The organism is Arthrobacter sp. Sr24, from assembly GCF_054511175.1.
Window position 1 is genome coordinate 22,949 of the sequence record NZ_JBTNDB010000034.1, and the last position, 12,686, is coordinate 35,634.

General features: G+C 57.7%; 11 protein-coding genes. 4 read left to right on the top strand and 7 right to left on the bottom strand.

What is annotated here, in order from left to right; all coding sequences use genetic code 11:
- Positions 1 to 104 precede the first annotated feature (104 nt).
- From arfA to ACX80D_RS16345, 4 genes are all read left to right on the top strand, one after another.
- Positions 105 to 1,616 (top strand): arabinosylfuranosidase ArfA, encoded by a 1,512-nt coding sequence (arfA, locus tag ACX80D_RS16330; RefSeq protein WP_459323927.1) that lies wholly within the window; start codon positions 105 to 107, stop codon positions 1,614 to 1,616.
- Positions 1,617 to 1,833: 217 nt separating this feature from the next.
- On the top strand, positions 1,834 to 3,171 hold the full coding sequence (locus tag ACX80D_RS16335; RefSeq protein ID WP_459323928.1) for an ABC transporter substrate-binding protein: 1,338 nt from the start codon (positions 1,834 to 1,836) through the stop codon (positions 3,169 to 3,171).
- 108 nt (positions 3,172 to 3,279) lie between these two features.
- A complete protein-coding gene (locus tag ACX80D_RS16340; RefSeq protein ID WP_459323929.1) occupies positions 3,280 to 4,224 on the top strand; it encodes a carbohydrate ABC transporter permease in 945 nt (314 codons plus the stop codon).
- Positions 4,205 to 5,152 (top strand): carbohydrate ABC transporter permease, encoded by a 948-nt coding sequence (locus tag ACX80D_RS16345; RefSeq protein WP_459323930.1) that lies wholly within the window; start codon positions 4,205 to 4,207, stop codon positions 5,150 to 5,152. Before ACX80D_RS16340 ends, ACX80D_RS16345 begins: the two co-directional genes overlap by 20 nt.
- A gap of 151 nt (positions 5,153 to 5,303) precedes the next feature.
- On the opposite strand, the gene ACX80D_RS16350 is transcribed toward ACX80D_RS16345, so the two are convergent.
- From ACX80D_RS16350 to ACX80D_RS16380, 7 genes are all read right to left on the bottom strand, one after another.
- The gene (locus tag ACX80D_RS16350; RefSeq protein WP_459323931.1) at positions 5,304 to 5,726 is read right to left on the bottom strand and encodes an organic hydroperoxide resistance protein; all 423 of its coding nucleotides are present in this window, start codon (positions 5,724 to 5,726) and stop codon (positions 5,304 to 5,306) included.
- Between the two features lie 69 nt (positions 5,727 to 5,795).
- Positions 5,796 to 6,245: a MarR family winged helix-turn-helix transcriptional regulator gene (locus tag ACX80D_RS16355; RefSeq protein ID WP_459323932.1), complete on the bottom strand. Its 450-nt coding sequence runs from the start codon at positions 6,243 to 6,245 to the stop codon at positions 5,796 to 5,798.
- Between the two features lie 142 nt (positions 6,246 to 6,387).
- Positions 6,388 to 8,325 (bottom strand): ABC transporter ATP-binding protein, encoded by a 1,938-nt coding sequence (locus ACX80D_RS16360; protein ID WP_459323933.1) that lies wholly within the window; start codon positions 8,323 to 8,325, stop codon positions 6,388 to 6,390.
- On the bottom strand, positions 8,322 to 10,196 hold the full coding sequence (locus ACX80D_RS16365) for an ABC transporter ATP-binding protein (protein ID WP_459323934.1): 1,875 nt from the start codon (positions 10,194 to 10,196) through the stop codon (positions 8,322 to 8,324). The genes ACX80D_RS16360 and ACX80D_RS16365 overlap by 4 nt, the downstream gene beginning before the upstream one ends.
- Before the next feature lie 136 nt (positions 10,197 to 10,332).
- Positions 10,333 to 10,782: a universal stress protein gene (locus tag ACX80D_RS16370; RefSeq protein WP_459323935.1), complete on the bottom strand. Its 450-nt coding sequence runs from the start codon at positions 10,780 to 10,782 to the stop codon at positions 10,333 to 10,335.
- 116 nt (positions 10,783 to 10,898) lie between these two features.
- The gene (locus ACX80D_RS16375; RefSeq protein WP_459323936.1) at positions 10,899 to 11,369 is read right to left on the bottom strand and encodes a pyridoxamine 5'-phosphate oxidase family protein; all 471 of its coding nucleotides are present in this window, start codon (positions 11,367 to 11,369) and stop codon (positions 10,899 to 10,901) included.
- 67 nt (positions 11,370 to 11,436) lie between these two features.
- Complete coding sequence (locus ACX80D_RS16380) at positions 11,437 to 12,591, bottom strand: ABC1 kinase family protein (protein WP_459323937.1); 1,155 nt, start codon at positions 12,589 to 12,591, stop codon at positions 11,437 to 11,439.
- Positions 12,592 to 12,686: the final 95 nt, after the last annotated feature.

Consider the following 12,686-nt stretch of genomic DNA (forward strand, 5'->3'; position numbering starts at 1 on the left):
AAAACGCCGTTTAGCATTTTGGTACAACGTTGTACCTAGTCTAGCGCTTATCCCGTGCGATTGAGGAATCAACGCTACCAACCATCCTTTTTGACAGGAGAAACATGCCACATGCGCACCTGACTCTGGACCCTCACTTCACGGTGGGCCGGATCAACCGCCGCCTCTTTGGCTCCTTCGTGGAGCATTTGGGCCGCTGCGTTTATGACGGAATTTATGAACCCGGCCATCCCACGGCGAATGCGCAGGGTTTCCGGACAGACGTCATTGATCTGGTGCGTGAGCTAGGCACCTCAACTATTCGCTACCCTGGCGGAAACTTTGTATCGGGTTACCGCTGGGAAGATGGAGTGGGCCCTCGGGAACAGCGTCCTAACCGTCTTGACCTGGCGTGGCATTCAACTGAAAGCAACGACGTCGGACTTGATGAGTTCGCCGGTTGGCTCAAGGACGTTGACGCGGAGCTCATGTACGCCGTGAACCTTGGGACGCGGGGAACTCAGGAAGCACTAGACGTCCTGGAGTACGCCAATATTGCCTCTGGTACTGCGCTGTCTGATCAGCGCATCTCCAATGGGGTGACGGCACCGCACGCCATCCGCATGTGGTGCCTGGGTAATGAGATGGACGGGCCTTGGCAACTGGGTCATGGCACCGCCATGGACTACGCCCAGCTAGCTGGCAAAACAGCGCGCGCCATGCGACAAATTGATCCCACGTTGGAGCTCGTTGTTTGTGGCAGCTCCGGCGCAGCCATGCCAACTTTTGGCGACTGGGAACGCACCGTTCTACTGGAAACCTATGACGATGTGGATTTCATCTCCTGCCACGCCTACTACGAGCCTCATAATGATGATTTTGCGAGCTTCTTGGCATCTGCGGTGAGCATGGACAGCTTCATTGAATCGGTCATTGCTACAGCCGATCACGTCAAGGCCGTGTTGCAGAGTGAAAAAACCATCAACCTCTCCTTCGACGAGTGGAACGTTTGGTATCAATCCCGGTATAACGACGTCGATAAGATCACCGACGCAAACTCGTGGCCCCAGGCGCCCCGCTTGCTGGAGGATGCCTACTCGGTCATGGATGCGGTGGTCTTCGGGAGCCTGATGATCTCTTTGCTCAGGCATGCGAACCGGGTGACCTCGGCCAGCCTGGCGCAATTGGTCAACGTCATTGCGCCGATCATGACCGAGCCCAACGGACCGGCTTGGCGCCAAAGTACGTTCTACCCATTCGCGCTCACCTCAGCGTTGGCCCAAGGGACAGTTCTTGAGCTCAAGCTCAATGCCCCCACGGTTCACACAGATGCCTACGGGGATGTCTCCATGATCGATGCGGTGGCGACTTTCGATGACGCTACCGGAGCGAGTTCTGTGTTCCTGGTCAACCGCAGTTTGAGCGCAACCGTGGACGTCAGTATCGACGTCAGCAGCCTTCGCGTGAGCCGCATAGAGAGCGCACAAACTCTGCATGATGCCGATATTCACGCAAAAAACACGGTGGATGATCCGCTGCGGGTGACGCCTCAGGTCAACGAAACCGCGGCTATCAGTGCCGGAACCGTCACAGTGAGTCTTACGCCCGTCTCGTGGACAGCCATGGCCCTTCAGTAAGTTCCAAGAGCCAATGGTCCGTCCTCACAATGAACAGCGTTCCCAAGAATCAGCACCGCCAAGTAACAGCACCAAATCCCGCATGATACGTAACCAAGATCTGAACCCTCAGATCTTTTCTCACAAGAGGTACAACGTTGTCCCAGCCGGGCGCGCCCATCACCACGGGCACCTGCGTGAGGGGCCGTCGTCGAACACTCAAACAAAGGAGTTAGCAGTGAATAGGAAAGAGCTAGTAGTTAATAGGAAACAGTTCATTACAGGCATGGGGGCACTCGCCACCATGGTTGCCTTGGCTGGTTGTTCGGGGACAAGCGACGCACCTGCTGTTGGTGGTGGAGTCCCCACGGACAAGCCCGTCACCTTGACCGTCTGGAGCTGGGACGGCACAGTAAAGGAGGCTGTTCCGGGGTTCCAGAAGCTGTACCCCAACATCACCGTCAACGTTGTCAATGCAGGCTCCTCGACTGATGAATACACGGCACTAGATAATGCGATTCAAGCGGGCTCCGGCGTCCCCGATATTGCAATGTTTGAGTATTTCTCGCTACCGCTGTTCGCGATTCCCGGAAAGCTAACGGATCTGTCCGAATTTGGCGCCCAGGATTTGGCCGCTGACTACGTTGATGCTGCGTGGGGCAACGTCTCGATCGACGGTAAGCCCTATGCGTTGCCCTCTGATTACGGCCCCGCGGCAATGTTCTACAACCAGAAAGTGTTCTCAGAGGCCGGCGTGGATGCCCCGCCAGCCACGTGGGATGAATACTATGAAGCCGCGAAAAAGATTCGTGCCCTGGGCGCAGATCATTACATCACCAATGACTCTGCAGATATTTTCCTGCTGATGTCGCTCATGTGGGAAGGTGGCGGCCGTCCCTTCAAGGTTGAAGGTACCTCCGTGACCATTGACTTCTTGGATGCTGGGACTGACAGGGCCGTGAAGTACTGGCAGAAGCTCATTGATGAAGACCTGGTCAATACGAAGGTCTCTGGCTGGTCAGACGATTGGAACCGTGGGCTCAATGAGGGCACCTTGGCAACCCAGATCATCGGCGGGTGGTTCACCTCGACGTTGCCCGAGCGTGCGCCCAAGGCGGCCGGCGATTTCCGCGTAGCCCAACTGCCGCAGTGGGAAGCCGGAGAGAAATCGGGAGGGGAAAACGGCGGCAGCGCGATGGCCATTCCCGCGGACGCCCAAAATAAGGACGCAGCTTACGCCTTCCTTGAATATTTCACCCACGGAGATGGACTGCAGTCGCGCATTGACGCAGGTGCATTTGTTCCGAACCTGTCCAACCTCAACAACGAGACGTTCCTGAGTGCCACAAATGAGTTCTTCGGTGACCAAAAGTACAACGAAGTTCTCGCAACGGCATCCAAAAATGTGGGCACCGGCTGGCAGTACCCGCCGTTCTTTGGCTGGGCGCGTTCAAGCTACGAAGACGTTGCCGCTCCCTTCTACGACAGCAGCAAGGGCAACCTAGCCGAGGTCTTGGCCACCTGGAAGCAGCGGTGCATCGACTACGGAAATGAACAGGGATTCACCGTCAAGTAGAGGTGTTCAATTGCCGTGCTGCGTCTGTGAGCGCACAACCCACGCACCACTGCGCAGCGCGGCGCCGCGCACCTCCACTGTCGATGTACACCTGAGAAAGGATTTCCCATGAGCCGAGAACTGCTCGCCACTTCTGTGCGGACTCCACCCGCTGCCCCCGATGACGTCCAATTTCGCCCCAAGAAGCGTCGCAAGGCCGGCTTGTTCTTCATTGCCCCGTTTAGTGTGCTGTTCCTCTTCGTCTTCATTATTCCGATCTGCTATTCGGCCTACATCAGCCTGTTTCAGGACAAGCTCATTGGCGGCAAAGTTTTCATCGGACTGGCCAACTACGTCAAGCTTTTCAACGACCCCCAGTTTTACGATGGCGCCACCCGTGTGGTGGTCTTCACCGCCATCCAGGTACCTATCATGCTCCTGAGCGCCATCGCCCTGGCTCTCGCCATAGATTCACTGAAGCTGCACGGCATCAAGTTCTTTCGCATCATTGTGTTCCTGCCGTACGCGGTCCCTGCGATTGTCTCGACCCTGATGTGGGGCTTCATGCTCGGCATCCGCTACGGACTCATTGGAAGCCTGAACAAGGCGGCCGGCACCTCTTTCAATCCGTTCGCTCCGGAAACCACCATGATTTCCATTGGTGTCATGGTCACGTGGGGATTCACTGGCTACAACATGTTGATCTTCTACGCTGCGCTAAGAGCGGTCCCGCGCGAAATCTACGAGGCTGCAGCCATTGACGGTGCCAATGAATTCCAGGTCATCCGACACATCAAGCTCCCGGCGCTGCGCAGTTCACTGAGTATTACCATCATCTTCTCCATTATTGGTACCTTCCAGCTGTTCAACGAGCCAAATATTCTGGCCACGCTTGTCTCCAACAGCGGCATTACCTCCTACTACACACCGAACATGTACGCCTACAGCCTCGCATTTACCGGCTCTCAGCAAGGCTACGCCGCCGCCCTCGCCTTGGTGATGGCGGCCTTCACCATCGTCATCGCGTACGCCGTGCAGATTAGGGGAATGAAAAATGTCTTTAACAACAAGTAGGCGCAGCGTGTCTCCAGAAGAAATGCAAGGCTCGACGGCGTCTCCCTCGCCTAAGCGCACTAGGAAGCTGTACTCGCTGACCGATCCCAAGAAGAGCGCTGTGCTGACGCTCATGACCGGGTTATTTGCGCTTTACTGCCTGCTGCCCATGGTGTGGCTGGTCATCAATGCGACCAAGTCACAGAAGGATTTTGTCTCCTCCTTTGGGCTCTCCTTTGGCGATAGTTTTGCCTTGTGGGAGAACATCAACCAAGTGTTCACGTTTCAGGATGGCATCTTCTCCCGCTGGCTGATGAACACCGTGCTGTATGTGGTGGTGGGTGCGCTTGTCTCAACGTTCCTGGCAGCATTGGGCGGTTATGCGATCGCAAAGTTTGACTTTGCTGGCAGGCGTGCTTTTCTGCTGATCGTGCTGGGCTCAATCTCGGTACCAGGCATCGCCCTAGCCATCCCGCAGTTCCTGCTTTTCGCGCAGCTTGGCATCACGAACACGCCGTGGGCAATTCTGATTCCGTCGTTCATCAATCCCTTTGGGCTCTATCTGATGTGGGTCTTTACCGATCAAGCGGTTCCCACGGGTCTCATTGAAGCCGCGCGCATAGATGGTGCTGGGGAACTGCGCATTTTCTTGACGATTGCGATGCCGTTGCTGGCTCCAGCGACCGTCACCGTACTTCTGTTCTCCGTGGTCTCAATCTGGAATAACTACTTCCTCCCACTGATCATGCTCAAAGATCCAGCGTGGTATCCGCTGACCATCGGCATCAACCAATGGAACAAATTGGGTTCCACTGCCGGCAACGGCGAGCTGATCCAGAACGTTGTCATCACCGGATCGTTGCTCATGATTGTGCCGCTGATCATCGCCTTCCTATGCCTGCAGCGTTACTGGCAGTCGGGGCTTGCGCTCGGCGCCATAAAGGATTGAGGGGCTCGAGTCGAGAACCGATTCTTCCCAAGAGTCGCTAGACCGTTGAGCCATCCAGGATCTGTTGATATGTAAAAAAGAGGGCTTGTGCCATCCGGGTTCGGATGGCACAAGCCCTCTTCTTAATCTCACTTACTAACGCACCAACGGACTAGTCGTCGGAAACCGTAATGGTGACCTCAATGTTGCCGCGAGTGGCGTTGGAGTACGGGCAGACCTGATGAGCGGCATCGGCCAGCGCCTGCGCAGCGTCATGCTCAATGCCCGGGAGCACAATTTCCAAAAGGACGGAGAGTTCAAATCCGCCGTTGCCGTTGGAGCCGAGGTGTACCTGTCCGCCTACCGAGGAATCGGAGATATCCACCTTCTGCATGCGCGCAACCATCTGCAGTGCCGAATGGAAGCAGGCCGCGTAGCCAGCGGCGAAAAGCTGCTCGGGGTTAGCGCCATCACCGGATCCGCCCATGGCCTTGGGAATGGCAAGGTTCAAATCAATGCCGCCGTCGGAGGAGCGGACGTGGCCGTCGCGGCCGGCTCCGGTTGCAATGGCTTCGGCGGTGTAGAGCGGGGTCATGGGAGTACCTTTCGTAGACATTACTTACAGGGAAAAATTGGGGGATGGATCAGGACTGCTGAGCCAGAATTACTGTGAAGCTAGTGCGCGCATGCCTTCCGTGATGCGATGCAACTCTTTGACGAGCGCCCGGGCTTGTTCGGCGGATTCAAAGCCATACGCGCCGCGCAATACTTGCAGGGCTTCAAGGACTTCCTTGAGCACTTCAGTGCCAGAGGCTGTTAGTGATGTGGTGACAACGCGCTCATCGGGGGAGGTGCGGGCCCGGAGTACCAGCCCGCGTTCATCCAATCGGCGTAAAACAGGGGATAGTGTCCCGGAGTCGAGGCTCATGCGTTTGCCAAGATCTCCGACCGTCAGCCCTTCGGTCACGGTGCTGATCTCGAGCAACGCAATGTACTGGGTATAGGTCAGATCCCACGGTTCCAGGGCAACTTTATGAGCCTTGGCCACTGCGTTTGACGCAGAGTAAATGGCGAAGCAGACCATGGAATCGAGGTGGTAATCGTTGTCGAGCATAAATCAATTGTACACAACTTAGTTGCGCACAACAAATGATGGTGAGGAGGTCGGGCGAAAATGGTTCAGAGCTAGATTAGGCGTGGGGCACGGCTGAGTCGACAGCCGTGCCCCACTTGAGGACCTCAAACAGTTTTCAGGACTACACCAGTGAGTCCTGCCACGCTCCGTGTAAAGCGGCAAATGTGCCGCCGTCCGCGATCAATTCCGCAGGGGAGCCGTCTTCCACGATGCGCCCCTCATGGACCACCAACACTCGATCCGCCATGACAACAGTAGATAACCGGTGCGCGATGATGAGCGCGGTCCGTCCCGTTGCGCCAACCTCGCCAGCAGCCTCACCTTTGCTCGCAGATCCCAGCAGTTTCGCTAAACCATTCTGGACCAGTCGCTCAGAGGGGATATCGAGGGAGGAGGTGGCCTCGTCAAGAATCAGTACGGCAGGGTTTGCCAAGAAAGCCCGTGCAAAAGAGATGAGTTGCCGCTGCCCAGCTGAAACGCGGCCACCGCGCTTGTTCACATCCGTGTCGTATCCTTCCGGCAGTGCGCGGATGAACTCATCGGCACCCACATCACGGGCAGCGGCCTCGATCTGGGCCCGGCTGGCACCCGGGTTGCCCAGCGCAATGTTATCGGCCACGGTTCCGCTGAACAGGAAAGCCTCCTGCGTCACCATGACTACCGCACGGCGCAAATCGGCGGTGGATAGCTCACGCAACTCCACGCCGTCGAGCGTTAACGAACCGGCGCTCACGTCATAAAAACGGGCCATGAGTTTGGCAAGCGTGGACTTTCCGGCACCTGTAGCACCCACCACGGCCACCGTCTGACCGGCGGGAATATGCAGGTCCAAACTGGGCAGCACCACGGGCCCGGTGCCGTAACGGAATTCTGCGCCGGTGAAGCGGATATCGCCCCGGGCCACGGGAAGCGGGCGGGGATGTCGCGGTGGACGTACGCTGGGTACTTCCTCCAGCAGCCCGGAGACCTTCTCCAACGCCGCCTGGGCAGATTGGAAGGAGTTATAGAACATGGCCATCTGGCTCACGGGTTGGAAAAAGCGCTTGGTGGCCAACAGCAGTGCCAGCAGAGCGCCCACTTCCAATGCGCCACCCAGCACGCGGAAGCCGCCGGCCAACAGCACTACCGCCACTGCCACATTGCCAATCAGCACCAGTCCAGGCTGGAAAATGCCGTTGAGGTTGATCGAGCGAACCGTGACACGGCGGTAATCTTCGGCCAGCGAATCGTACTTGGCCGCGTTCTCTTCCTCGCGGCGGAACGCTTTGACGGCGCGGATGCCGGTCATGGTCTCGATGAAGTGCACAATCAGCGCCGCGGACACCACGCGCGAGGAGCGGTAGGCAGCTTGCGAACGCTTCTGGTACCAGCGCGACAGCATGAACATCGGCACCGCCGACGCCAGCACCAGCAAACCAGTGATGGGATCCAGCGCGAAGATGGAAACCGCAGTCAACGCCATGAAGACTAGCCCCGAGGCGAGCGATGAAATCCCCGAATCGAGCAGCTCGCGCAGTGCCTCCAAGTCCGATGTTTGGCGGGAAATAATGCGCCCGGAGGTGTACTGCTCGTGAAATTCCATGCTCAGCCGCTGCGTATGCCGGAACACCTGAATGCGCAGATCCAGCAACATCGCCTGGCTCAGCCGCGCGGTCGCCGTCAGATAGGACGCGGTCAGCCACGAGCTGATTAGGGCAGCAGCAATGTAGCCACCGCCGGTGATCATCAGCGGCAGAATACTGGAATCCGGCTTCGCGGTGAGCGCGGGCAGCGCCGTATCAATTCCGTAGGCGATGAGCAGCGGCCCGGCAACTTTCGCCGCCTGCGACAGCACCACCAGTGCCACGGTGATGGCAAATTGCACCCGGACCGGCCGCAATAGCGCCCGCAAAAGCTTCACGGAGCGGCGGCGAACGGCGCGGCTGGCCTCACGGCTCAGATCCACCCGATCCTCATCCGTGGTTCCCTGCGGAGCTGCTTTAGCGGGCTTGTTCGCTTTGCGGTTCCCTGAGTGAATGTTCGACGCCGGTGCTTGCGTGCGCTTCTTGCCGCGGCTCATGCGCGGGCTCCCTTCGGTGCATTGGTCCCGGGCTGGGCCGGAGAGTCGGCGCCCAGATCATCCGGTAGCTCGTCATCCGGTGCGCTGTCCAGATCGCGTGGTTCCTCCGTCAGGCTGGCCAGCACGTAGCGATAGTGGCTGTTGCCTGCGAGTAATTCTGCATGGGTGCCCACCGCAGAAATGCGGCCTTCTTCTAGGAGAGCCACCCGATCAGCCATGGCAACGGTGGAAGGCCGGTGAGCCACGATCAAGGTGGTGGTCCCTGCCAATTCCGTGCGCAGCCTCTCGCTCACACGCTCTTCGGTGTTCACATCCAGCGCCGACAACGGGTCATCCAAAATCAACACAGCTGGCTTCGCGGCAATGGCGCGGGCCAAGGCGATGCGCTGGCGCTGGCCACCGGACAGGCTCAGGCCTTCCTCGCCAATGAGTGTCTCCACGCCGTCGGAGAGGGTGTAGGCAAATCCTGCCTGCGCCACCTCCAAAGCTCGTTCCAGCACTTGATCCTCGGATAATCCGGGATGATGAGCCGCGCCCAGGAGGACGTTTCCGCGCACTGAATGGGAGAACAAGGTGGTGTCTTCAAAAGCGACGGAGACGTGTTTACGTAGTTCAGTCAAGGGCAGCTGGCGGATATCAATACCGTCCAAGAGTACGGAGCCAGAGCTGACGTCATAAAGCCGGGGCACCAGGTTGAGCAGCGCACTTTTGCCGCTCCCGGTAACACCCACCAGCGCCATGGTTTCTCCGGCGTGCAGTTTCAAATCAATGCCATTGAGCAGATCTGCCGTGCCCTCCGGGCTATCGGGGAAGCGGAAGTGGACGTTACGGAACTCGAGGTCTCCCTGCACATGAGTCACAGTGGAGGGGGATTCGGGATCGGTGATGGTGTTGACGGCGTCCATGACTTCAAAGTGCCGGTCCAAGGCCGTCTTGGCCGCGAACGTCATGGCCAGTAGCGGTCCCATTGATTCCACAGGGCCAGCCACCACGGCAGCCGTGGCAAAAAACGCAACCAAGGCTCCGACGTCGAGCTGTCCATCAGAAACTAAGAGGATGCCCACCACCAGAACGGCGCCCAGCGCAAGCTCGGGTAGCAGCGAGACGATGAGCGAGAAGACGGCGAGCGATTTGGCCTTATGAATTTCGGTGGCTTGCAGCTCTTGCGCCTGCGAAGCAAAAGAATCCAGCGCTTCCGCGCCACGGCCAAATGCCTTCAGGACGCGGATGCCGTGGACTGACTCCTCCACGGTGGTGGCCAGATCTCCTGCCTGATCCTGACTTTTGCGGCTGACGCGGCCGTAGGAACGCCGGAAGCGGTAGCCGAAAATGACGATCGGCACGGCGGCAGCGAGGAAAATTAGGCCTAGTTCCCAGCTCATGGAGAACATCAACGCCACGCCAATCACCACTGTCAGCGCCGTCACCACCAGCATGATGGCGCCAAAAGCCATCCAGCGGCGCATGAAATTCAGATCGCTCATGGCCCGGCTCAGGAGTTGGCCGGAGCCCCAACGGTCGTGAAATTCCACGGAGAGTTGTTGCAGATGCCGGTAAAAGGAGGTGCGCATACGCGTTTCCACCGTGCTGACCGGAACCAGGACAAACTGCCGGCGCAGGGCGATCAGGCCTGCTTCAAGGACGCCCAAAATCAGGACGACGGAGGCCCCAATCCACAGCGCTTGAGCCCCGTTCCCGGGGAGAAAAGCCGTATTCACTAGAGATCGGTACACCTGCGGGATGGCCAAGGCCACGACGCTGGCCGCTAATGCAGAGGCGAACCCCCATATCAGAGGCCACATCATCGGCCTCAGTTGTGGGGCCAGTCGGCTTAGGGAAGTCCACAGTGTGGTGGTGTCGTTGTTGGCCATGCGTTGCTGTAACTGCCCCCAGATAAAGATGTGTTCTTGGTTTTTCTACCCTACGCCAGTGCCGATGAAAGGAGCTGTCAATCACACACTTGGGGCTCTCCGGTTACGCTTATCTGTCTGTCCTGTCCGTCTATGGTCAGTGGCTTTGTTCGTCGTGGGCATGCACAGTCAGGACTGGGCACGATGCGTGGGCGGCACAGGCAGAGCTGACCGATCCCATCAAGAGCCCCTTGAATCCGCCGAATCCGCGCCGTCCCAGAATGAGAAGGGCTGCGTCTTTGCTGGCTTCAATGAGAACGGGCCGGGCTGATCCCTGAATTAGCTGGGTGGTGAGGTGTCGGGGATAGTCCAAGCCGAATGCTCTCTCCACGGCATCGTCGAGGATCTTTTGTGCCGTTTCTTTGAAGGAAAAATTCTCCAATGCATAGGGCACGGTGTAGGCGCTGGGATAGTTCCAACAGGTCAGGGCCCTGATGTGCGCGCCGAGGGGTTCGGCTAACCAGAACGCTTTGCGCAACGCTTCGACGGATGAATCTGATCCATCGACGCCCACGAGGAAGGTGACTGGTTCATTCTGGATATCCAAGATTGGCTCCGTTTTTGTCTGCGTTGAGGGGTCGTGTTCCTGACTGCGCAACCACCCCGCTGGCCGTCTGGTTAAGAAGAGCCTGCGGTTGGTGAATGTGTGCGCCTAGTTTCACTTCACTCTGAAGCAGTATGAGGTGCAGTCGCTTGATCTGTCCACCAATGGGCCGGTGCCACCACCGTGAACTTGCGGCCCGTGACGGAGGTAGGAGTGACACGGATGAACGAATCTTTACGGCCGGCTTGCCAGGGAAAGAGATTGATCGAAAAGGTATCCAAAACTTCCTCTGTTGATTCCACAAGAGCTGCAGCGCCTTTGACCACCACACTCCAGGCGACTCCACTGCTGGGGTCCACTCCGTCAGCTTCCATAGCTACGGGCGTTCCACTCAGGGCTGCGTCGCGTTTTGCGCCAACGCCGGTACGGAACACCAAAGATCCGTGGTCAACTGCGTAGTTGATGGGGAATATATCGGGATGGTCTGTGACCCAGAGGGCCAGCCGCCCCACCGAAACGCTGCGAAGTAACGCCCAGCATTCGTTGGCAGATAGTTCCTGAGGTGGGGCCGGGGCTGGTGTGTTCGTCATGGCTTGATCCTAGGCTGGCTGGCACATTACCGAAAGAGTCCAAGGTGCTGCCATGCAAGAGTTAGTGCTACCGTCGCTGCGCCTTGGCCGTCCACGCCAAGTAACTGCCCAATGCTGTCACTGCGCCGACGCCGCCAGCAACCAGAGTGTTTTGCCACGTCTTCAGCTTTTCTCTATCAGCCGTTGTCAGGTCACCCAGCCCTCGAATAAACGCCGCAACGATCATTCCGGCAACTAATCGGTTACCAATTCGCTCGGCGCGGCTCATGATGGGAGCCAGTTCATCCGTGCGCAGGTGGACTTCAATGCCATCATCGAGGACATCAAACAAGCGCCGCAGCTTGTCCGGGAAGTTTGCACCGAGATCTACAGCCTCCAGACCCCAGTGGAAGAGAGTGCGCCGAAGGTCACGGGGCAGGGCGCGACTAAACGCGATTTTGCCGGCATAGGGTTTGATGACTGTGCCTAGGCTAAAGGCTGGATCCAGCCGCACGCCCATGCCTTCGGTCATGAAGATCATTTTTGTCAGCATGGCCATTTCACCAGGCATTTGCAGGTGGTGATGGCGCAAGATGGACAGTATTTGAGTGATCAAGGGTGAGATCTCGATTTGCCCTAGTTGCCTCCCCTGATAGAGCTTCATGAACCGAATAACATCTTGACGTAACGCAATGCGATCCGTGGCGGGCCTATTGACGGAAAGCTCCACTAGTGCACGGGCGATCCTGTCGGGGTCATCAAGGCTGAAAGCCAACAAGAGATTGCTGAGTTGCGCTTGGAGTTCCTCACCAACCTCGCCCGCCATCCCAAAATCAATCAAGGCAATGCAGTCGCTTGACTCGACAAACAAATTGCCGGGGTGCGGGTCCGCATGGAAGAAGCCGTCTTCAAAAATCATTTTAATGACTGCCTGGGCTGCTAGGTCAGCCAAAGCGTTCCGCTCGCTGGCAGGCAAGGCGAGGACTTCGACGTCGTCGATCTTGTGTCCATAGATGCGTTCAATGGTGAGTACTCGCGATGTGGTCAACTCCCAGAAGATTTGAGGAATATGAATACTCGAATCTTTGGCAAAATTACGCGCAAAGCGCTCTGCGTTGCTGCCTTCGTGTAGGTAATCGAGTTCGGCACGAAGCGTTGCGCCAAAATCGGTGGCAATTGCTTCAAGGTTGTAGTCCGCTAACGCCGCCCAATTTCGACTCGCCTGTTTTGGGGTTCCCCGCAAGTTGTAGACACGTGTTCTGCATCACGCGGCTTGCGTGAGTACTTCTTCTTTCATTGCGGCCGGCTCTTTTTGAGTGCGTAGGCTCAGTTCATGCT

Coding starts and splice junctions, on each gene's coding strand:
- arfA (WP_459323927.1), top strand. CDS start 105: ATGCCACATGCGCACCTGACTCTGGACCCTCACTTCACGGTGGGCCGG.
- ACX80D_RS16340 (WP_459323929.1), top strand. CDS start 3,280: ATGAGCCGAGAACTGCTCGCCACTTCTGTGCGGACTCCACCCGCTGCC.
- ACX80D_RS16345 (WP_459323930.1), top strand. CDS start 4,205: ATGTCTTTAACAACAAGTAGGCGCAGCGTGTCTCCAGAAGAAATGCAA.
- ACX80D_RS16350 (WP_459323931.1), bottom strand. CDS start 5,726: ATGACCCCGCTCTACACCGCCGAAGCCATTGCAACCGGAGCCGGCCGC.
- ACX80D_RS16355 (WP_459323932.1), bottom strand. CDS start 6,245: ATGCTCGACAACGATTACCACCTCGATTCCATGGTCTGCTTCGCCATT.
- ACX80D_RS16360 (WP_459323933.1), bottom strand. CDS start 8,325: ATGAGCCGCGGCAAGAAGCGCACGCAAGCACCGGCGTCGAACATTCAC.
- ACX80D_RS16365 (WP_459323934.1), bottom strand. CDS start 10,196: ATGGCCAACAACGACACCACCACACTGTGGACTTCCCTAAGCCGACTG.
- ACX80D_RS16375 (WP_459323936.1), bottom strand. CDS start 11,369: ATGACGAACACACCAGCCCCGGCCCCACCTCAGGAACTATCTGCCAAC.